Source organism: Pseudomonas sp. 2FG, from assembly GCF_005502935.1.
Classification (GTDB): domain Bacteria; phylum Pseudomonadota; class Gammaproteobacteria; order Pseudomonadales; family Pseudomonadaceae; genus Aquipseudomonas.
In genome coordinates this window covers 38,664-59,198 of record NZ_SCMP01000002.1, presented here as the reverse complement: position 1 = coordinate 59,198, position 20,535 = coordinate 38,664, and the positions used below count along the sequence as shown (strand labels likewise).

21 protein-coding genes and 1 pseudogene are annotated in these 20,535 nt (G+C 61.9%); 6 read left to right on the top strand and 16 right to left on the bottom strand.

Annotated features, from left to right (window positions below):
- Positions 1–113 precede the first annotated feature (113 nt).
- From FFS13_RS02115 to FFS13_RS02105, 3 genes and pseudogenes are all read right to left on the bottom strand, one after another.
- Positions 114–794 (bottom strand): GNAT family N-acetyltransferase, encoded by a 681-nt coding sequence (locus FFS13_RS02115; protein WP_137817475.1) that lies wholly within the window; start codon positions 792–794, stop codon positions 114–116.
- A gap of 21 nt (positions 795–815) precedes the next feature.
- A complete protein-coding gene (locus FFS13_RS02110) occupies positions 816–1,265 on the bottom strand; it encodes a GNAT family N-acetyltransferase (RefSeq protein ID WP_137817720.1) in 450 nt (149 codons plus the stop codon).
- A 75-nt stretch (positions 1,266–1,340) separates the two neighbouring features.
- A pseudogene (locus tag FFS13_RS02105) lies at positions 1,341–1,961 on the bottom strand (FMN-binding negative transcriptional regulator); the annotation flags it as partial.
- Between the two features lie 121 nt (positions 1,962–2,082).
- On the opposite strand from FFS13_RS02105, the gene FFS13_RS02100 reads away from it, so the two are divergent.
- Positions 2,083–3,564, top strand: coding sequence for a PLP-dependent aminotransferase family protein (locus FFS13_RS02100; protein ID WP_137817474.1), 1,482 nt, complete (start codon positions 2,083–2,085; stop codon positions 3,562–3,564).
- Between the two features lie 10 nt (positions 3,565–3,574).
- Here the strand turns inward: FFS13_RS02100 and FFS13_RS02095 are convergent, their stop codons facing one another.
- From FFS13_RS02095 to aspA, 3 genes are all read right to left on the bottom strand, one after another.
- On the bottom strand, positions 3,575–4,330 hold the full coding sequence (locus FFS13_RS02095; protein ID WP_137817473.1) for an ABC transporter substrate-binding protein: 756 nt from the start codon (positions 4,328–4,330) through the stop codon (positions 3,575–3,577).
- A gap of 105 nt (positions 4,331–4,435) precedes the next feature.
- Entirely contained in the window at positions 4,436–5,896 is a 1,461-nt protein-coding gene (locus FFS13_RS02090; protein WP_137817472.1) for a sodium:alanine symporter family protein, read from the bottom strand.
- A 176-nt stretch (positions 5,897–6,072) separates the two neighbouring features.
- Entirely contained in the window at positions 6,073–7,497 is a 1,425-nt protein-coding gene (aspA, locus tag FFS13_RS02085) for an aspartate ammonia-lyase (protein WP_137817471.1), read from the bottom strand.
- Between the two features lie 383 nt (positions 7,498–7,880).
- Between aspA and FFS13_RS02080 the strand changes: the two genes are divergently transcribed.
- The 4 genes from FFS13_RS02080 (at position 7,881) to FFS13_RS02065 (ending at position 11,352) form a co-directional block, all read left to right on the top strand.
- The gene (locus FFS13_RS02080) at positions 7,881–8,795 is read left to right on the top strand and encodes a LysR substrate-binding domain-containing protein (protein WP_137817470.1); all 915 of its coding nucleotides are present in this window, start codon (positions 7,881–7,883) and stop codon (positions 8,793–8,795) included.
- A 347-nt stretch (positions 8,796–9,142) separates the two neighbouring features.
- Entirely contained in the window at positions 9,143–9,634 is a 492-nt protein-coding gene (gene purE, locus FFS13_RS02075) for a 5-(carboxyamino)imidazole ribonucleotide mutase (RefSeq protein ID WP_137817469.1), read from the top strand.
- 5 nt (positions 9,635–9,639) lie between these two features.
- Positions 9,640–10,725, top strand: coding sequence for a 5-(carboxyamino)imidazole ribonucleotide synthase (locus FFS13_RS02070; RefSeq protein WP_137817468.1), 1,086 nt, complete (start codon positions 9,640–9,642; stop codon positions 10,723–10,725).
- Positions 10,726–10,818: 93 nt separating this feature from the next.
- Entirely contained in the window at positions 10,819–11,352 is a 534-nt protein-coding gene (locus tag FFS13_RS02065; RefSeq protein WP_137817467.1) for a DUF3299 domain-containing protein, read from the top strand.
- A 131-nt stretch (positions 11,353–11,483) separates the two neighbouring features.
- On the opposite strand, the gene FFS13_RS02060 is transcribed toward FFS13_RS02065, so the two are convergent.
- Entirely contained in the window at positions 11,484–12,596 is a 1,113-nt protein-coding gene (locus FFS13_RS02060) for a CapA family protein (protein WP_137817466.1), read from the bottom strand.
- Between the two features lie 475 nt (positions 12,597–13,071).
- On the opposite strand from FFS13_RS02060, the gene FFS13_RS02055 reads away from it, so the two are divergent.
- Positions 13,072–13,626 carry a magnesium transporter gene (locus FFS13_RS02055; RefSeq protein ID WP_137817465.1) on the top strand — a complete coding sequence of 185 codons (555 nt, stop codon included), beginning with the start codon at positions 13,072–13,074 and terminating at the stop codon, positions 13,624–13,626.
- Between the two features lie 31 nt (positions 13,627–13,657).
- Here the strand turns inward: FFS13_RS02055 and FFS13_RS02050 are convergent, their stop codons facing one another.
- The 9 genes from FFS13_RS02050 to FFS13_RS02010 all read right to left on the bottom strand — a co-directional run bounded on the left by FFS13_RS02050 (position 13,658) and on the right by FFS13_RS02010 (position 20,474).
- On the bottom strand, positions 13,658–13,996 hold the full coding sequence (locus FFS13_RS02050; protein ID WP_137817464.1) for a cytochrome C oxidase subunit IV family protein: 339 nt from the start codon (positions 13,994–13,996) through the stop codon (positions 13,658–13,660).
- Positions 13,997–14,102: 106 nt separating this feature from the next.
- Positions 14,103–14,822: a heme-copper oxidase subunit III family protein gene (locus tag FFS13_RS02045; RefSeq protein ID WP_137817463.1), complete on the bottom strand. Its 720-nt coding sequence runs from the start codon at positions 14,820–14,822 to the stop codon at positions 14,103–14,105.
- 4 nt (positions 14,823–14,826) lie between these two features.
- Positions 14,827–15,519 (bottom strand): cytochrome c oxidase subunit 3, encoded by a 693-nt coding sequence (locus FFS13_RS02040; protein WP_137817462.1) that lies wholly within the window; start codon positions 15,517–15,519, stop codon positions 14,827–14,829.
- Complete coding sequence (gene ctaD, locus FFS13_RS02035; RefSeq protein ID WP_137817719.1) at positions 15,516–17,291, bottom strand: cytochrome c oxidase subunit I; 1,776 nt, start codon at positions 17,289–17,291, stop codon at positions 15,516–15,518. The genes FFS13_RS02040 and ctaD overlap by 4 nt, the downstream gene beginning before the upstream one ends.
- Positions 17,292–17,333: 42 nt before the next feature.
- On the bottom strand, positions 17,334–18,812 hold the full coding sequence (locus FFS13_RS02030) for a c-type cytochrome (RefSeq protein WP_137817461.1): 1,479 nt from the start codon (positions 18,810–18,812) through the stop codon (positions 17,334–17,336).
- Between the two features lie 303 nt (positions 18,813–19,115).
- A complete protein-coding gene (locus tag FFS13_RS02025; RefSeq protein ID WP_137817460.1) occupies positions 19,116–19,379 on the bottom strand; it encodes a Txe/YoeB family addiction module toxin in 264 nt (87 codons plus the stop codon).
- Complete coding sequence (locus FFS13_RS02020; protein ID WP_137817459.1) at positions 19,376–19,618, bottom strand: type II toxin-antitoxin system Phd/YefM family antitoxin; 243 nt, start codon at positions 19,616–19,618, stop codon at positions 19,376–19,378. The genes FFS13_RS02025 and FFS13_RS02020 overlap by 4 nt, the downstream gene beginning before the upstream one ends.
- Before the next feature lie 296 nt (positions 19,619–19,914).
- A complete protein-coding gene (locus FFS13_RS02015; RefSeq protein ID WP_137817458.1) occupies positions 19,915–20,205 on the bottom strand; it encodes a type II toxin-antitoxin system RelE/ParE family toxin in 291 nt (96 codons plus the stop codon).
- A complete protein-coding gene (locus FFS13_RS02010) occupies positions 20,202–20,474 on the bottom strand; it encodes a CopG family ribbon-helix-helix protein (protein WP_137817457.1) in 273 nt (90 codons plus the stop codon). Before FFS13_RS02010 ends, FFS13_RS02015 begins: the two co-directional genes overlap by 4 nt.
- Between the last annotated feature and the right edge of the window lie 61 nt (positions 20,475–20,535).

Genomic DNA, 20,535 nt, shown 5'->3' with positions numbered 1-20,535 from the left:
GGGACCTGAACAGCGCTTTAGCGCTGGCCCGAAGGGTGAGCCCTTGGGCTCATAATCCAATGAACAGCCTGTATTGCTGACCCCTACAATCTCGCAACCATACAAGCGCTTGTTCAGGCTTCGCGCAATTCGGCCAGGCTGTGTTTCTGCCGGCCGTCGGCGCTGAAGTTATCCGCCGCCAACCAGCGTTCGAAGGCGTGCCGCACGGCCGGCCACTCGTTATCGAGCAGGGCGTACCAGGCGGTGTCGCGGTTGCGGTCCTTGATCACCAGGTGCTGGCGGAACAGCCCCTCGTAGCTGAAGCCAAAGCGCTCGGCGGCCCGTGTCGAGCGGGCGTTCTGCGCGTTGCACTTCCATTCCAGGCGGCGGTAACCCAGTTCGAAGGCGTAGTGGGCCAACAGGTAAATCGCCTCGGTCGCCGGCGCGCTGCGTTGCATGGCGCGGCCGTAGCAGATATTGCCGATCTCGATGCTGCCGTGGGCCGGGACTATGTTGAGAAAGCTGAGCAGGCCCTGGGCGCGAGCGCTGGCCGGGTCGATCACGCTGTAGAACAGCGGATTGCTGGTCGCTGCATTGCCGCTCAGCCAGGCATCGAAGGCGCTGCGCTCGCCGAACGGGCCGTAGGCCATGTAGTCCCAGAGCGCCGGGTCGGCCTGCGGGCCTTGCAGGACCTGCCATAAATCGTCGCCGTGGCGGGCCGGGTCGAGGGGTTCCAGGCGCACGCGCTGGCCGCTCAACGGCCGGCGCTCGGGAGTTTTGGCGGGCTGCCAGTGCAGTAACGGCTGGTTCGACATGGCGGGTCCTCGTGGTGGTGATTAAGGCAGCAGCTTGCGGTACTGAACGAAGCCGGAGCGTTCGGCGATGCGCTCGTAGAGCTGCATGGCGTCAAGGTTGGTTTCGTGGGTCAGCCAGTGCACCCGCGAGGCGCCGGTGGCTTTGGCCTGGGCGTAGACCTGTTCGATCAGTTGCCGGCCGATGCCGCCGCCGCGTTGGCCTTCGCTGACGAACAGATCCTGCAGGTAACAGTAGTCGCCGGGCGTCCAGCAGGAGCGGTGGAAGATCCAGTGCGCCAGGCCGACAGCGCGCTCGCCCTGCCAGGCCAGCGCGGCGTGCATGGGTTCGGCCGGATCGAGGAAGCGCTGCCAGGTGACGGCTGTCGTTTGCTCCGGGATTTCACTCTTGTAGAAGCGCTGGTAGCCCTGCCACAGCGGCAACCAGGCGGCGTGGTCGTCGCGGCTGACGGGGCGGATACTGAGTGTGCTCATCGTCTGTTCTCCCACAGAGGGTTGTGTTGGGGTTGCTGGGCGTGCAAAACCTATAGAAGAGCTTTGCGTGCATTCAGTCATCCGCTGTGCCAGTTCGACGTCGCTCGCCAACGCGCTGCTGGCCAGCCCTTCGCGCACGCCGGCGCGGTCCGCGCGGCTGCGGTTCTGGCTGAGTTTCCATTGGCCTTCCAGGCGCTCGATCGGCAGGGAGAAGCCGACGATGGCGCGCAGCAGGCTGTCCAGATAGTCCGCCGGCGCATCCTCGAGCGACCAGGGCTGTGGCCGGTCTCGTTCGTGTTGCCGAGTCAGCCGCGTCAGCAGTTCGCGCAGGCGCTGCGGATCGTCGTAGACCTCGGCATGGCCATGGGCGTGGACGGCGATGTAGTTCCAGGTCGGCACCGCCTTGCCGTGCTCGGCCTTGCTCGGGTAATAGCTGGGGCTGACGTAGGCCTGCGGCCCAGGGAAGATCACCAGCACCTCGGCGCCGGCCGCGAGGCTTCGCCAGTGCGGGTTGGCGCGGGCGAAGTGGCCTTGCAGGGTGCCGAAGCGACCCTCGTCGGGGCTCAGCAGCAGCGGCAGATGGCTGGCTTCGAGGCCGTTGTTGCCCTGGCTCAGCAGAATTGCCAAAGGTGTCTGCGCGATCTGCGCATGCAGCCTGGGCAGGTCTTCTTCACGGAACGCGGGTGGCAGGTACATGGCGATTCTCCGGCGGGATGAACGCATCCTAGGCCGGCTATTGGTCTGTTGTAAGAGCCATTCATGGCAATTTTCATTGGGCCAATTTAGGCTGTGACGACCACCTTTCGGTTAGTCGCCCATGCCCCCGAATACTCCGCGTCCACCGCTGCCGCTCGATCCCTCGGGCATTCACCTCGACCGCCGCCAAGGCTTGTCCCGCCAGCTGTATCAGGCTCTGCGCGAGCGCATTCTTGGCGGTCAGCTGAGTAGCCGCGTGCGCCTGCCGGCCAGCCGTGACCTGGCGGCGGCGCTGGGGGTATCGCGCAATACCGTGGTGCGCGCCTACGACCAGCTGTATGCCGAGGGCTATCTCGAGGGGCGCATCGGCGATGGCACCTATGTGGCTGAGTTGGCCGGCAGCGCCGCGCCGCCCAGCCCTTCTGCGCCTCCGGCCAGTGCGCCGCAGACCAGCCTGCTCGGGCGCTTGCAGAACAACCGCTTGCCCGCCCCGCGTGCCGGTGCGCCGCGGGCCTTTCGCGTCGGCATCCCGGCGTTCGACCTGTTCCCCTTCGACATCTGGGCCCGTTTGCAATCGAACTTCTGGCGGCATCCGCCGCTGGAGCGCCTGGGTTATGCCGAGCCCGCGGGCGACCCGCAGTTGCGCGAGCTGATCGCCGCCTACCTGCGCAATAGCCGCGGGCTGATCTGCGATCCGGCCCAGGTCATAGTCACCAGCGGCGCGCAGCAGGCTATCAGCCTGTGCGCCCAGCTGTTGCTGGAGGTGGGCGATGGCGTGGCGGTGGAGAACCCCGGTTATCGCGCCGCCGGGCAGGCCTTCGCGCTGGCCGGCGCGCGGCTGCACGGGATCGCGGTCGATCGGGACGGCCTGGACTGCGCGCAACTGGCGGCGCTCGAGGATTGCCGGCTGGCCTATGTGACGCCTTCGCATCAGTACCCGACCGGCGTCACCCTGTCCCTGGCGCGGCGTCTGGAGTTGCTGGAATGGGCCGAGCGCGAGCAGGCCTGGATAGTCGAAGACGATTACGACGGCGAATACCGTTATCGCGGTACGCCGTTGTCGCCCTTGGCCGCGCTCGATCGGCAGGGCCGGGTGCTCTATGTCGGGACCTTCTCGAAGATCGCTTTTCCCGGGCTGCGCCTGGGCTATCTGGTGGTGCCGCCAGCCTTGGCCGATGCCTTCGCGCAGCTGCGCGCGCTAGGCGTGCGGCATTCGGAAATCGGCACCCAGGCGGTGATGGCCGAGTTCATCGCCGCCGGGCATTTCCAGCGGCATATCCGCCGCATGCGCCGGGCTGCGCGCGCGCGCCGCGATGCGCTGTTGCGCGGTTGGCCGGAACCCATCGCCGGTTGTCAGCCGCTGCCGGCGGTGGATGCCGGCCTGCATCTGAGCGTGCGGGTGGCGAGCCGGGCGCGCGAGCGCGAGCTGATCGCGCGGGCGGCGGCGGTCGGGGTCGAGCTGAATGGCTTGAGCGATTACTGGCTGGCGGATTCGCCGGGCACTGAGGACCAGCGGGCCGGGCTGGTGCTGGGTTTCGCCGGGGTCGCCGAGCCGCAGATCGCCCAGGCCCTGCGCGCGTTGCGCAAGGCCTGGGCGGATTGACTGCCGGCTCTTAGCAGAGTTCGGGGTTCTTGGTGCAGCTGCCGTAGCCCTCGGCTTTCATCTGGTCCAGGGCTCTTTGCAGGCGCTCGACCACCTCGTCCGGGGTGTCCTTGTTCAGCGCCAGGTAGAGTTTGGAGGAGTCGAAGCTCAGCACGGTTTCCAGCCCGCTCACGCCTTCCTGCTTGGCGTAATAACGCCAGACCGGGTCCGAGGTGGCCCACAGGTCGATCTTGCCGCCGAGCAGTTTGCGGATGTTTTCCTGGTCGCGCAGGGCGTTTTGCGGTTTGAAGCCCAGGCGTTCGAGGTGCTGGCTGACCGCCGCGCTCTGGTAGGCGCCGATGCGATAGGCCTTGGCCTGCTCCAGGTTGTCCAGCTGCGGGCCGCCGTCCTTGAGGCCGACCAGCACGCTTTGATACTGGGCGATGGGCCCGACCCACTTGAACAAGGGCTTGCGCGCCTCGCTCAGGGAGGTGGAGAACAGGCCGTGATTGGGGCTGTGCATCGCCTGCTGGTAGATGCGGTCCCAGGGGAAGCGCAGGGTCAGGCTGTAGTCGATGGCGGCGCGCTTGAACATCTCACGCACTATGTCGGCGCTGACGCCCTGAATATTCGGGTCGCGGGCGAAGTTCTTGCCGTTGTTCGCCATATTGAAGGGCGGGAAGTTCTCGGTGAGCAGCACCATCCGGTAACCCGGCGGCAACTCGGCCTGGCTGAAGGGGCTGAACAGCCAGCAACACAACAATGCAGCTGAAAGATAATGGCGCATGGTCTGGCACTCCTGTGAAACGGAGAGTCCCGCGCTTGCCAGTTGGCCGCGCGGGGCCTATGACACAACGAACGCCGCCCGGGCCAAGGCCCAGGCGGCGATAAGTCAACGCTGTTGCAGGGCGTTGACCGGCGGCTGGCTGGCCGCGCTTGGCCAGGCTGCCAGCGGCGCCAGGGGTGCCTCCGGCCAGGCGGCCGGGTCCAGGTCCAGATCGGCGAACTGGCGGGCGTCGAACACCGGGGTCTCCACGCCGGCCTTGCGCTGCTGGTCGTAGTCGCGCATCAGGCGCAGGCCAACCTTGAGCAGCAGGGCCAGGGCGATCAGGTTGACGAAGGCCAGCAATGTCATGGTGATGTCGGCGAAGGCGAACACGGTGCCGAGGTTCTGCATCGAACCCCAGCAGATCAGCGCCAGCACCAGGCCGCGGTAGCTCAGCAGGGCGACACGGCTGCGGCCGATGAGGAACTGCAGGGCGTTCTCGCCGAGGTAGTAGTTGTAGAGGATGCAGGTGAAGACGAACAGGCTCAGCGCCACGCTGACGAAGATCCGCCCCCAGTCACCGACCACCGCGGCCAGGGAGTTCTGCGTGAGGGTGATGCCGTCACCTTCGAAGCCCGGGGTGTAGAAGCCCGACAGCAGGATCAGCAGGGCGGTGCAGGTGCAGATCACGAAGGTGTCGAGGAACACGCTGAAGGCCTGGACCACGCCCTGGGCCACCGGATGCTTGACCGCGGCGACGGCGGCCACATTCGGTGCGCTACCCAGGCCGGCTTCGTTGGCGAACACACCGCGCTTCACGCCCATCACGATGGCGCTGCCGAGCAGGCCGGCGAAGGCCGGTTCCAGGCCGAAGGCGCTCTTCACTATGGTCACCAGCATGCCCGGCACCAGCTCGATCTGAGTGGCGATCACGTACAGGGTCACGCCGATATAGACCAGGGTCTTGACCGGCACCAGCAGGTCGGAGACCGAAGCGATGCGCTTGATCCCGCCGATAAACACCAGGCCCAGCAGCACGGCCAGGCCGATGCCGGTGTACTCGACCGGGAAGCCGAAGGCGTTCTCCAGCGAGTGGGTCACGGTGAAGGATTGCAGGCCGTTGAAGGCGAAGCCGTAGGTCACCAGCAGCAGCACGGCGAAGGTCATCGCCATCCAGCGCAGCTTGAGGCCGTGCTGGATGTAGTAGGCCGGGCCGCCGCGGTACAGGCCGTCGCCGTCGGCGCGCTTGTACAGCTGGGCCAGGGAGCATTCGAAGAAGCTGCTGGACATGCCGACCAGGGCGGTCACCCACATCCAGAACACCGCGCCCGGGCCGCCCAGGGTCACGGCGATGCCGACCCCGGCGATATTGCCGGCACCGACGCGGCCGGCCAGGCTGAGCATCAGCGCCTGGAACGAGCTGAGCTGGCCGGCGCTGCCGCGCAGGGAATCCTTGAACACGCTGAACATATGGCCGAAGTGGCGGAACTGGACGAAGCGCGAGCGGATGGTGAAGTAGCTGCCCAGGCCGACGATCAGCACGATCAGCAGCTTGCCGGACAGGAAGTCGTTCAGAACCTCAAGCATGATGTATCCCTCTTTATTGTTATTGCGGGTGCGCCTAGAGCGGGAGCCGGGTTTCTGCGCCAGCAGGCATAAAAAAGGAGATGAGGGTTCGCCTCATCTCCTGAAAGGCGAGGGGAGAGTGATCCCCTTAGCCTGGTGAGCGTGCTCTGCGGTAGAGCCTGTATCTGTAGCTGGACTTAGGCCTTCAACGGCACCAGACGCGGCGCGATCATATTTTCCGGGCGCAGGATGTCGGCCAGGGTGGCCTCGTCCAGCAGCTGCTCCTCGCGCACCAGTTCCAGCACGCCGCGGCCGCTTTCCAGGGCGACTTTGGCGATGCGGGTGGCGTTCTCGTAGCCGATATAGGGGTTCAGCGCGGTGACCAGGCCGATCGAGCTTTCCACCAGTTCACGGCAGCGGGCTTCGTTGGCGCTGATGCCGTCGATGCAGTGCTCGCGCAGCATGTCCATGGCGCGGGTCAGCAGGCGGATCGAGTCGAGGATCTTGTAGGCGATCAGCGGCTCCATCACGTTCAGCTGCAGCTGGCCGCCTTCGGCCGCCATGGTCAGCGCCAGGTCGTTGCCGATCACCTCGAAGGCCACCTGGTTGACCGCTTCCGGGATCACCGGGTTGACCTTGCCGGGCATGATCGAGCTGCCCGGCTGACGCGCCGGCAGGTTGATCTCGTTGATCCCGGTGCGCGGGCCGCTGGACAGCAGGCGCAGGTCGTTGCAGATCTTCGACAGTTTGACCGCGGTGCGCTTGAGCATGCCGGAGAACAGCACGAAGGCACCCATGTCCGAGGTGGCTTCGATCAGGTCGGCCGCCGCCACCACCGGGTGGTTGCTGATGATGGCCAGACGCTCGACCGCCAGCTTCTGATAGCCCGGGTCGGCGTTGATCCCGGTGCCGATCGCCGTGCCGCCCAGGTTGACTTCGGTGAGCAGCAGGGGCGCCAGGCGCTTGAGGTGTTGCAGGTCTTCGCCGAGGGTCACGGCGAAGGCGCGGAATTCCTGACCCAGGGTCATGGGCACGGCGTCCTGCAGCTGGGTGCGGCCCATCTTCAGCACGTGGCCGAACTCCAGGCCCTTGGCGGCGAACGACTGGATCAGCCTGTCCAGGGCGCCCAGCAGGCTGTCATGGCCGAGCAGCAGGCCGACGCGGATGGCGGTCGGGTAGGCGTCGTTGGTCGACTGCGCCATGTTCACGTCGTTGTTCGGGTGCAGGTGCTGGTACTCGCCTTTCTCAAAACCCATGGCTTCCAGGGCGATATTGGCGATCACCTCGTTGGCGTTCATATTGGTCGAGGTGCCGGCGCCGCCCTGGATCATGTCGACCACGAACTGCTCGTGGAACTCGCCCTGGATGATGCGGGCGCAGGCGGTGCTGATCGCGGTGTGCTTGGCGGCGGACAGGTGGCCCAGCTCGCGGTTGGCGTCGGCGGCGGCCTGTTTGACCATCGCCAGGGCGATCACCAGTTTCGGGTAATGCGACAGCGTCACGCCGGACAGGCGGAAGTTATGCACGGCACGCAGGGTCTGAATGCCGTAATAGGCTTCAGCCGGAACTTCGAGGGTGCCAAGCAGGTCTTTTTCGACGCGGAAGGATGCAGCAGCAGACATGATGTAAGTCATCTCAGGGTAGGCACGGACTAGGCCGCGATGCCGATTAGACTAGGCTTGAGCTTTTCATTCGGCCAATGCTGTTAAGCGCTGGCCCATACCGAATCGGCATAATGTCGGTGTGACGCTGCTTTGGTGGCGAGCGTATAGAACTTGAGTCTGTTCACGAGCCAAGCGAGCGAAGGTCAGGCAAGGCAAAAACAGGCAAAGAAGCGCAGTTTACGAGTTGTAAATGAGCATGACTCGCTTCGCTCGCCCCTTCGGGGCCGCGCTAAAGCGCGTTAGCAGCAAGCTGCTTGCTGAGCCTGTTTTGCAGCATCACGCGCGAAGCCCGCAGCGGATCGTGAGCTGACTCTCAGTGATAACGGCCGGGGAGGCCCAAGGTGAACCTCGACATGAAATGGCTGGAGGACTTCAGTGCCCTGGCCGCGACCCATAGTTTTTCCCAGGCGGCCGAGAAGCGCTTCGTCACGCAGCCGGCCTTCAGCCGACGGATTCGCAGCCTGGAAGAAGCCTTGGGGCTGACCCTGGTCAATCGCGCGTGCACGCCGGTGGAGCTGACCGAGGCCGGGCAATTGTTCCTGGTCACCGCGCGCAGCGTGATCGAGCAGCTCGGCGATGTGGTGCGCCACCTGCATCACCTGGAAGGGCAGCAGGGCGAGGTGTTGCAGTTCGCCGCCGCGCATTCGCTGGCGCTGGGCTTCTTCCCGCCGTGGATCGCGCGCTTGCGCAGCGAGGGTCTGAATCTCGCCAGCCGCCTGGTGGCGACCAACGTCGGCGAGGCGGTACACGCGCTGCGCGAAGGTGCCTGTGACCTGATTCTGGCCTTCTACGACCCGGACGCGTCCCTGCAGATGGACCCGGAAATCTTCCCCTCCCTGCACCTCGGGCGCACCGAGATGCTGCCGGTCTGCGCGGTGGCCGCCGATGGCCAGGCCCTGTTCGATCTGGAGAGTGGCCAGAGCGTGCCGCTGCTGGCTTACAGCGCGGGCGCCTTCCTTGGCCGGTCGGTGAATCTGCTGTTGCGCCAGCGGGGGCTGCGTTCGACCACGGTGTACGAGACGGCGATGGCCGATAGCCTGAAGAGCATGGCGTTGCAGGGTTTGGGGGTGGCCTGGGTGCCGCGCCTGAGCATCACCGCCGAGCTGGCCCGCGGCGAACTGGTGGAGTGCGGCGGCCCCCAGTGGCATGTGCCACTGGAGATTCGCCTGTACCGCTGCGCGCTGGTGCGCAAGGCAGCGGTGCGCCTGCTCTGGCGCAAGCTCGAGGGCGGGGCGGGGAGTGCCGAGCCAGTTTAGGCTGGGCTTTACCGACCAGTACCCTTGGCAGACGCCGGAGGCTGCGATCTTCAGCAGAATCTATCCGGGATTGGGCAGCGGAATTGTCCGCCGCTGCGGGCGCCGAACCTTGTGCCATGACAATCTTTTAGCGGTTTGTCGGGTGTCGCGCGGGGTGCTGGACGGACGGTCACAGTGGATACTCGCCAGCCCAGGCTTTGCGGTATACTGCGCGGCCTTTGGCCGGCCTCACACCGGCCCTGGCCTTTCACACAGAAAGCATTCGCACACAAGCCACGCCTGGTCTCCAGCGTGGCTTGTTAGTTTTTGCCGCGCCTGCGGGCGCCCAATGAAGAAGAGGCACGACGATGAGCGCACTGGTTGGCGTGATCATGGGCTCCAAGTCCGATTGGTCCACCCTTAGCCACACCGCCGAAATGCTGGACAAGCTGGGCATTCCCTACGAGGTCAAGGTGGTTTCTGCCCACCGCACCCCGGACCTGCTCTTCCAGTACGCTGAACAGGCGGACGTGCGCGGCATCCAGGTGATCATCGCCGGTGCCGGTGGCGCCGCCCACTTGCCGGGCATGTGCGCCGCCAAGACGCACCTGCCGGTGCTCGGCGTGCCGGTGCAGTCGTCGATGCTCTCGGGTGTCGATTCGCTGCTGTCGATCGTGCAGATGCCCGCGGGCATCCCGGTCGCCACCCTGGCCATAGGCCGAGCCGGCGCGGTCAATGCCGCACTGCTGGCGGCGAGCATCCTCGGCCACCAGCACCCGCAGTTCCATGCCGCGCTGAAGCAGTTCCGCACCGAGCAGACGGACAGCGTGCTGGATAATCCAGACCCGCGTGAGGCCTGAGCAAGATGAAAATTGGTGTAATCGGTGGCGGCCAGCTGGGTCGCATGTTGGCTCTGGCGGGCACTCCGCTGGGGATGAGTTTCGCCTTCCTCGACCCGGCGCCGGATGCCTGCGCGGCGGCCCTCGGCGAACATATCCGCGCCGACTACGGCGACCAGGATCACCTGCGTCAGTTGGCCGACGAAGTGGATCTGGTGACCTTCGAATTCGAGAGCGTACCGGCGGAAACCGTGGCCTTCCTCTCGCAGTTCGTACCGGTCTATCCGAGCGCCGAAGCGCTGCGCATCGCCCGTGACCGCTGGTTCGAAAAGAGCCTGTTCAAGGAGCTCGGCATCCCCACGCCGGAGTTTGCCGACATCCAGTCGCAAGCGGATCTCGACGCCGCCGTCGCCCGCATCGGCCTGCCGGCGGTGCTGAAAACCCGCACCCTCGGCTACGACGGCAAGGGCCAGAAAGTCCTGCGCAAAGCGGCCGATCTGACCGGCGCCTTCGCCGAACTGGGCAGCGTGCCGTGCCTGCTCGAAGGCTTCGTGCCCTTTAGCGGCGAAGTCTCGCTGGTCGCCGTGCGCGCCCGCGATGGCGAAACGCGCTTCTACCCGCTGGTGCACAACACCCACGAGAACGGCATCCTCTGCCTGTCCATCGCCAGCAGTGCGCATCCGTTGCAGGCGCTGGCGGAAGACTATGTCGGCCGGGTGCTGAGCAAGCTCGACTATGTCGGCGTGCTGGCGTTCGAATTCTTCGAAGTCGAGGGTGGCCTCAAGGCCAACGAAATCGCCCCGCGCGTGCACAACTCCGGGCACTGGACCATCGAAGGCGCCGAGTGCAGCCAGTTCGAAAACCATCTGCGCGCCGTCGCCGGCCTGCCGCTGGGCTCGACCGAAAAAGTCGGGGAAAGCGCCATGCTCAACTTCATCGGCGCAGTGCCGGACGTGGCCAAGGTGATCAGCATCGAGGATTGCCACCTGCACCACTACGGCAAGGCCTTCAAGGTCGGGCGCAAAGTCGGGCACGCCACCCTGCGCAGCGCCGACCGCGCCACGCTGGACCGGCAGATCACCGCCGTCGAAACGCTGATCGGCAAGGCCTGAGCCTGAATACACCCTCTCCCGCCAGGGGGAGGGTGCTGGAACGGCGCAGCGCCTGCGCGCTAGTCTTACCCGGTCTTCATCTCGAGCCTTGTCATGCGCCGTTTGATCCTGATGACCCTGTTGCTGCTCGGCGGCCTTGCCCACGCCGAACTGCCGGAAACCGACTGGCTCGAGCTGCTGCCCGAGGCCGACCAGCAAGCCCTCGAGGCCATGCCGGAGATCAGCCACGACACGCCCGAGGCGAATGGCAGCTTCAACGGCAAGGGCGGGCTAAAGCAGGAAAAGGGCTTGCCGGCAGTCATGTACTCGGCCAAGACCGTGCCCGCCCTGAACGGCAAACAGATCCGCCTCGGCGGCTACCCCGTGCCACTGGAAACCGACGGCCAAGGCCGCAGCACCCTGTTCTTCCTCGTCCCTTACCCCGGCGCCTGCATCCACGTCCCGCCACCGCCACCCAACCAACTGGTGCTGGTGCGCTACCCCAAAGGCTTGCAGCTGGACGACCTCTACACCCCGCTCTGGGTGAGCGGCACGCTGAAAGTCGAGCCGGTCAGCAATGACCTGGCCGATGCGGCCTATGCCCTGGACGCGAGCAAGGTGCGGGTGGTGGTGGACGCCGATCTGTAGCCAGCCGCCGACTCGGTTGCGCCGAGGGTCGTAGCTCTGTGTAAAACCCCATCGGCAAAAATCAACTCAGTCGGGGGGCCAAAAACCAACAGGCCCAGCGGCGGACAAGGGTTGGTCCTGTCCGGAGGCGCCTACCAACGCAACGCGAAGGCATTGTCCGCCCCCAACTGGATGCTGCTGCCCAGGCGCGCGCACTCGCGCGCAAGGCTGTCGTGCAGCCATTGACGGTCATCCCCTTCGGCGCGGCAGATGCGCAAGCGCCGCAGGCGGGTAGGGACCAGGTCGAGCGACTGCAGGCGCCCGCCCGGGTCCAACGCGGCAAAGTACATAAGCCCCAGGTCGCCGCGAAAGGCGTTGTGGCCTTCGATGCCTTCGTAATCGTTCAGCAGATCACCGCAGCCATAGAGAATCAGGTGTTCGCGATACACCTCTATGCCCTTGATGTGGTGCGAGGAATGCCCGTGCACCAGATCGACTCCGGCCTCGTCGATCAAGGCATGGGCGAACCGGGTCTGCTCCTGCGGGATATCGAACCCCCAGTTGCCGCCCCAGTGAATGGAGGCGACCACCAGATCCCCCGGGCTTTTGCCCTCGAGAATTCGTTTGGCCACGGGGCGCAAGCTGTGCATCGACAGATCCGCCAGCCACGCGACGCCCGCGCGCCTAGCCGTGGCGGCCCAGTCCGGCGGAATACCGCAGTCGGGCGTGCCGAGACCGAACACCAGCAAACGCCGCCCGCCGGGCAGCGGCAGCACGGCGGGCGCCTCGGCGGCTTGCCGGTCGCGCCCGGCGCCGGCGCTGCACATGCCGTTGCGCGCTAGGGTCTCCAGGGTCTCGGCCAGGCCGGCTGCCCCCCAGTCCAGCACATGGTTGTTGGCCAGCACGCAGCAATCGATGCCGGCTGCACCGATGGCCGGGAAGTTCTCCGGGCTCATGCGGTAATTGATGCCCTTTGGCTCCGGTCGGCCGTGGCGGGACACCGCCGTTTCCAGATTGATGATGCGTGCGTGGGGCTGACGCAGTTCCAGCTCATCCAGCGCAGCGCCCCAGACATAGCCGAAATCGACCGGACGGGGAATCGGGCCATTGAGTCTTTCTGCCAGCCGGACGTAAACGCCGGCATCCTTGACGTAAGCCTCGTAAAGCCGCGGATCGCCAGGGTGCGGCAGTACCGCGTCGATGCCGCGGGCGGTCATGACGTCGCCGGCGAGAAACAGCCTCAGCGTCTCGGTAGCAGCTGGCATGGGCAGCCCTCCCGGATAGCCTGAATAACGCAAACCGCGTAGAGCGGGGCAGCCCCCGATTAGCCCACTTGCGGGCCCCGTCACAAGGATCATCACGCCACAACTATAGCTAGCGCGCCAGCAGCAGCTTCAGTGCATCCAGGGGCAGACTAAAGGGCGGCGAGTGCCGATGCCGGGTTCAGGGGCCGTGGTTCAAGCTTTCGGTGGAAGCTGGAAAGCCGCTGTTCGCCATCGGCGCAGTCTTGTCGAGCGACCTGGCCGGTGGCGCCGTGACGCAGAATTCGTCGGGGTGCGCCAGGCCTTAAGGCTGATTGTCCGATCTTGGCGTTGAATGCCAGTCGTCGCGAGGGGGCTATACTTGTTTCGCATTGCCGGAAGTGTGCAACCTGCTCCACGGCTGCAGATACCGACGGCAAATCTCAGTTAACGGCTGTAAGAGGGGGGTCTACAGCAAACACGAGGTGGGAGGTGTGGCATGAATCGACACTATTACATCAGTGACAATCTCGATGATCTTGAAACCGTTGAAACTGAATTGGAAGCCAACGGCATCAGTACCGAACGTATCCATGTGCTTAGCGAAAAGGATGCGGATGTAGAACAGCATCACCTCCACGACGTGAACTCGTTGATGAAACAAGATGTTGTCCACTCTGGCGAGATTGGTGCGGTGGTCGGCGTGCCACTCGCGGCGCTGGTCCTTGGCGGCGCCTATTGGCTGGGCTGGACCGAATCCGCCGCGGGCTGGGTGCCGTTTATCTTCCTTGCCGTGGTGATACTGGGCTTTTGCATCTGGGAAGGCGGCTTCTTTGGTATCCAGGTGCCAAACGCCCACTTCCGCGCTTTTAAACAGAAGTTAGCGGAAGGCAAGCATCTCTTTTTCGTGGATGTTGAGCCGGACCAGGAAGCGCTATTGGACCGGGTAATCGAACATCATCCAAGACTGACGATCGCCGGCACGGGAGCGGCAGCCCCGCACTGGACAGTGGCCTGGCTGCAGAGATGGCATCAGTTCAAGCGAACGATATAGCGCTATTGCTGAAGGGTTAGCCGGCGGATGCCTAAGGCTGTCCGGAAGTAGCTTGTTGCCCGAAGAAAATTACCCGGCTGAGGAACACGTAGTCCGCCTCGGTGGCCATGAGTCCGACGAGCACCAGTAAACACAAGGGCGGTACCAGTATGGCGTAGACCATGGCCAACCGTTCCCAGGCCATGTGCATGAAGATGGCGACAATTAGACCCGCCTTCAACAACATGAAAGTGACGATCAGGGACCACCGCAGGTAGCCTTGGAAGTGAAAATAGTCGACCAGATACGACATGGTGCTGAGGACGAATAACAGCCCCCAAATCTTAAGATACAAGCTGATGGGATGTTGTTGACCCTGAGCGTGCGCCATCGTCAGTGCTCCTCTTCAGAACCTGCTCACGATCTACTGCGCGCGGCCATGCTGCGTTAAAAATGGCTGACCTTCGCTCGCGACGACCATGAACAGGCTCTTAGACCTACCATAAATAGAAGAAAGCAAAAATAAACACCCACACCAAGTCCACGAAGTGCCAGTAAAGCCCGGCTATCTCGACGATCTGATAGTTTCCGGAGCGCTCATAATCGCCCCGCAATACTTTCAGCGCCACGATGCTGAGGTAAATGACGCCGATCGACACGTGCAGGCCGTGGAAGCCGGTAATCATGAAGAAGCTGGCACCAAATTGCGCCGCCCCCATGGGGTTCGACCAAGGACGCACCCCTTCTGCGATGAGCTTGCTCCATTCAAATGCCTGCATGCCGACGAAGGTCGCGCCAAAGGCTGCGGTCGCCAGCATCAGGGCAGTGGTTTTGGCGCGATCACGGCGGTAGGCGAAATTGACCGCCATGGCCATGGTGCCGCTGCTACTGATCAGCACAAAGGTCATGATGGCGATCAGAATCAGTGGAATTTCGCTGCCGCCGATCGTCAAGGCGAACACTTCACTGGGGTTCGGCCAGGGGGCGGTGGTGGTCATGCGCACCGACATATAGCCGGTTAAAAAGCAGGTGAAGATAAAGGTATCGCTGAGCAGGAATATCCACATCATCGCCTTGCCCCAGGGGACCTGTTTGAAGGCGTCTCTATCCGAGGCCCAGTCGCGGGCGATGCCCTGCCATCCCGGGGCAAGCGTGTCGGCTGAGGTGGGTGTGGAGGATGAACCGGGCTCGCCCGGGGCTGGTGGCTGCGCTGCCATGGCTTCACCTCAGGCCGCAGAATGCCGCGATGGCGGCATAGGTTTCCGGTGTGCTGGTCAGCAGGGCGAAGAGCACCAACCAAAGACCCAGTAGGTAATGCCAATAGATGGCACAGAGCTCTACGCTGGCGCTGAGTTGCGGCAACGGCACGCGGTGCAGGAATTTAGCGACGGTTCTGCTCCAGGCTATCAGGCCGCCCAGCAGGTGTAGCCCATGCAGGCCGGTCAACAGGTAGAAGAAGCTGTTGGCCGGATTGCTGGAGACAAAATAGCCCCAGGCGACAAACTGCTGCCAGACCCAGAGTTGTCCCGCCAGAAAGGCAAGCGCAAATACGCCCCCCAATCCAAAGCCAATGACAGTTGCGCCAAGGTGACCCTGTCGGGCGGCCATCCGTGCCCACTGCAGGGCGAGGCTGCCGAATACCAGCAAGGCCGAATTCAGCCAGAGTTGCCAGGGGTTGGCCAACGGACCCAGAGGCTCTGTCAGGGGTAGCCAGTCGGCCACTTGTGAGCGGGCGATAAAGGCCATCAGGAAGAGAAAGAATAACGAGCTCACTACGACCAGAAACAGGCGCAGGCCTACTTTTGCGGTTTGCGTTCTATTGGCACCCTCGGGGGTCTGGATGCCTTCAGGGTCGAGACTCCAACTGCCCCCGGGGTCGGCGCTGTCGGTGTTTCTCAATAGCTGCCGGTTCATGGTTTTTCGCCCGCTATCTTGGCTTCGGCACTGAGTTGCCGCAGCTGCTCCAACTCCTGGGCGGAGACCGTTTGCGGGACGAAGTCCTGTTCTATTCCCGGCACACTGTAGTCATAGGCCCAGCGATGCACGACCGGCAGCTTCGCTCCCCAGTTGCCGTGTATCGGCGGGGTGTTCGGCGTTTGCCATTCCAGGCTGGCCGCGCCCCAGGGGTTACTGCCGGCGGGCTTGCCTTTAAATAGGCTCCAGAACAGGTTGACCAGGAACAGCAGTTGGGAAACGCCGACACTCAATGCGATCACCGTAATGAAGGCATTCAACTCTTGCGCCGACTGCGGAATGAACTCGTAGCCTTGATAGGCGTAATAGCGGCGGGGCATGCCCAGGAAACCCAGGTAATGCATGGGGAAGTAGATGAGGTAAGTGCCCAGGAAGGTAATCCAGAAATGCAGCTTGCCGAGGGTGTCGTTCAGCATGCGTCCGGTTATTTTCGGGAACCAATGATAAATGGCGCCGAATACCACCAGAATCGGCGCAACGCCCATGACCATATGAAAATGGGCGACGACGAAATAGGTGTCCGATAGCGGAATATCGACTATCACATTGCCGAGAAACAACCCGGTCAGACCGCCGACTAAAAAGGTGACGATAAAGGCCAGCGCAAACAGCATCGGCACGGTCAGGTGGATGTCGCCGCGCCACAGGGTCAGCACCCAGTTGTAGACTTTCAGCGCGGTCGGCACCGCGATGATCAAGGTGGTGGTGGCGAAGAAAAAGCCAAAGTACGGGTTCATGCCGCTGACATACATATGGTGCGCCCAGACCACAAAGCTGAGTACGCCAATCGCAACGATGGCCCACACCATCATGCGGTAACCGAAGATATTCTTGCGTGCATGGGTGCTGATCAAGTCGGAGACCAGACCAAATGCGGGAAGGGCGACGATGTAGACTTCCGGGTGGCCGAAGAACCAGAACAGATGCTGGAACAATATCGGGCTGCCACCCTGGTGATCGAGCTGCTGCCCCAGCGAGATGATCGCCGGCATAAAGAAGCTGGTGCCCAGCAGTTTGTCGAACAGCATCATGACCGCGCTGACGAACAAGGCAGGGAAGGCCAGCAAGGCCAGAATCGAGGCCATGAAGATGCCCCAGACGGAGAGCGGCATGCGAAACAAGGTCATGCCGTGCGTGCGCGCCTGCAATACCGTGGTCACGTAGTTCAGCCCGCCCATGGTGGCGGCGACAATAAAGATCGCCAGTGAGACGAGCATCAGGACGATGCCCCACTCGGCCCCCGGTGTCCCCTGGGTAATGGCCTGTGGCGGATAGAGCGTCCAGCCCGCACCGGAGGGGCCGCCAGGGACAAAGAAGCTGGCGAGCAACACCAGTACCGAGAGCAGATAGAACCAGTAGCTCAGCATGTTGACATAGGGGAAGACCATGTCGCGGGCGCCCACCATCAGTGGGATCAGATAGTTGCCGAAGCCACCCAGAAACAGGGCCGTCAGCAAATAAATGACCATGATCATGCCGTGCATGGTCATCGCCTGATAGTAAGTACTGGCGTCCATGAACTCCAGACTGCCGGGGAAGCCTATCTGCATGCGCATCAGGCCGGACAACACCAGGGCGATAAGACCCACAAATATAGCCGTCAAGGAATATTGAATGGCTATGACCTTGTGGTCCTGACTCCAGATATATTTGGTCAGGAAACTTTTCGGTTCGTGCAGTAATTCTGTTTCGGCTTGCTCCGCATAGGCCATCACGTCATCCTCCTGGTGAAGTTTCGGTGTATTTCTGGCTCCTTACGGCAACTCTCCTGGCCCCACCCTATTCGCATCAACTTTGGCATTCGCTTTGGACTTGATAAAAGCGATCAGCGCATTCAACTCCTCATCGCTCGGGGCAAAGGCCGGCATGGTAGGGGCATAGCCTTTGACTATTGAGGCGCTAGGATTAAGAACGGAATCTTTTATATAGCCCTCATCGACCTCTACCCTCGTACCGTCGGCGAGGGTTTCTGTCTTGCCATACAGGCCCTGCCAACCGGGGCCGACTCCCTGACTGCCATCGATACTGTGGCAGGCCAGACAGCCGAGCGACTCGGCCAATTGCTGTCCCTGTGCCACCGAATCCTCGCTCCCACCCGTCGCTGCGCTGGCAGAAGGTTCATTCTCTTGCGGCGCAGCACTCAGTGATTTAATCAGGGCGACCAGAGCGCCCAGTTCATCTTCATTGAGAGTATAGGGCACCATGACCGGCGGATAACCCCGGACCTGTCTGGCCTTGGGATCGAGGATCGACTCTTTCAGGTAGGCCTCATCGACCAGGACACTGCTGCCATCGGCAAGCGGTTCCATGCGGCCGTACAGCCCCTTCCAGCCCGGACCGAGACTGGCGCCGCCATCCAGGCTATGGCAGGCACGGCAGCCGTAGTTTTCGGCCAACTGCTGGCCTTTTTCCAGCACACTTTCCCGGCTGGGCTTGGCCGCTGTGGTTAAGGTCTGCGCGAAAGTCGGTTGGCTGTTCAGCCATTGAGCAAAAGCGTCCTGCTCCGCAACTATCATATGGCCGCGCATGCTGTAATGCCCTAGGCCACAATACTCAGCGCAGAGGATTTCAAACTTCCCGGTCTTAGTCGGCGTAAACCAAAAGTGGGACACCATACCTGGCACCATATCCATCTTGCTGCGGATTTGCGGTACATAGAAGTTGTGCAACACATCTTTAGAACGCAGTAAAACTTTCACCGGTTGATCGAGCGGCAGGCGAACCTCATTGTTCCTTATAAGCACATCGTCCTGCCCAGCGGGGTCGCTGGGATCAAGGCCAAGGGGATTGGCGGAATCGACAAATTTAACATCCGACCTGCCCAACTTCCCATCCTGGCCGGGAAAACGAAAGGCCCACTGCCACTGCTGGGCAATCACTTCGAGTTCAGAAGCATTTTTCGGAACCCGGACGAAATCACTGTAAACAACCAGGCCAGGCGCCAACATGCCGGCAATACCCAGCGAGGTGATAACCATTAACCACCATTCCAACTTTTTATTTTCCGGCTGGTAGTGCGCCCGGCTGCCTTCCTTGTGACGGTAACGCATCACGGCTACCGCCATAAATACCGTGATGGCGATGAAAAATATTCCGGTAATGATCAGGGTGATGAACAGGGTGGTGTCTATTGACCCCCAATTGGAAGCAGCCGGCGTCACCTGCCAAGGCGCTAGTATGTGGAACAGCACTGATGCAATAACGATTAGAATTAAGATAATTGCTATTGCCATTTTCTCTTCATCCTGTTCCTGTTGCCAACGGACTATGCAAAAGCATCACCGCTAAATCGCGGCGTTAAATTAACTATTAATCCGACTCCAAAGCAGATCAAACAAGTACCACCAATCTTGGTGGCAAGTTCAGTGAAAAGTATAGTGCATAGAAAGAATAAGTGCTTTTTTATGAAAAGCCTGACGGTCTGAGACTACCCAGCCAAAGCCGGATATACGAATGCAACCGCACTGACGCCAGGGTTGGAAGAGTATTACTCAGCGCCGGCAGGGAGAGTCCATATACATTGTTAGCGGCCAACACTATTCATAGTGTGTCCATAAGCGCAGGACTTTTACCAAATGCTCTTTCTCCAGTACCTGGTATACAAGGCGGTGCTGAATGTTGATCCGGCGAGAGTATGCCCCCGCGAGATCGCCAACGAGTTTTTCGTAAGGTGGGGGATTTTGAAAAGGATTAGTCTTTATGAGTTTCAGTAGTTCTTTTGCTTTTTCTTTGAGGCCAGAGGATGCGAGTTTCTGAGCATCCTTCTGTGCCTGCTTGGTGTAGATAATTTGCCAAGTCACCAATCCAGTTCCTTCGAGCAAGCCTCGGCAGGCTCTTCCATACCTTGCTTGATTGATTCACGCATGCCTGGAACAGAGAGGAGATAGAGAGTTTCTTGGATCGCATCCCAATCTTCAGACGAAATCAGCACCGCATTGCCCCTTTTCCCAGAAATAACAATGGGTTGGTGCGATTCAGTGGTTTGATCGATAAGCCGATAGAGATTGGCGCGAGCCTCGCTGGCAGTGAGGGTTTGCATGATGGGAGAACCGTGTCGGATGTAGAGTAGTTAACGTACTATTTTCCGTACGCTACGGCAAGGTCGGCTTTGGCCGCTAACGTTCAGGTTAGGGGGCGGGCTTTAGCCCGTTCCGAGTGAGCGAAGCGAGCGGCTTGAACCGCTAGTGTGCTGTCTCAGAATTATTGTTTCGATGACACCGGCTCGTAGGGTGCGCCGTGCGCACCAGGCACCCGGTGTCAGTGGTGCGCACGGCGCACCCTACACAGGCCAGCCGCAGCCGCTTGAGCAATGATTATTGCGAGACAGCACACTAGTTAGGTGCTTTGCACTCGGTCTTCGTAGTGGTGCCATATACGAAGAATAACGACAGCCTCGGTATGGGCCGCATATCTGATTACGTATTTCCCGAAGATGGCGTCACGAATAGCTTTTGGGTCTGGAGCTAATTCAACAGTGCAGCCCATTGTTGGGAATAGGCGAAGATTTTCGATGCGTGCAATGAGCTCTGTTGCTACACGTGCAGCAGCAAGCGGATCTTTCTCAGCAATGAATGCTCGTAGGCGAACCAAATCCGCCACGGCTTCTTCTGAATAGACCAACCTCATTGGCCCGCCTTCGGTGGCGACAGTTCATTGGAGCCGCCCCAGCTTTGAAGCCAGGTATTTACTGCTTCACCGGACACGACCCTGCCTTGTGCAACTGACTCCATAGCCTGCAGCGTTTCCTGCCACCGGCTCTGCTCCAGCTCCTGGCGTTCAAAAAACTCTCTAAGTGCTTGATTAATAAGCCAGCTCTTGCTTCGGTGGAGCTTCTCGGCCATGGCTCCAAGATTTTCTTCGAGCTCGGGCTGTAGCCGGACGGTTGTGACGCTCATTAGGGTGCCCTCCATACAGTAGAATGCAATGTAATACATGGTATTCGAAGGGGCAAGCGGG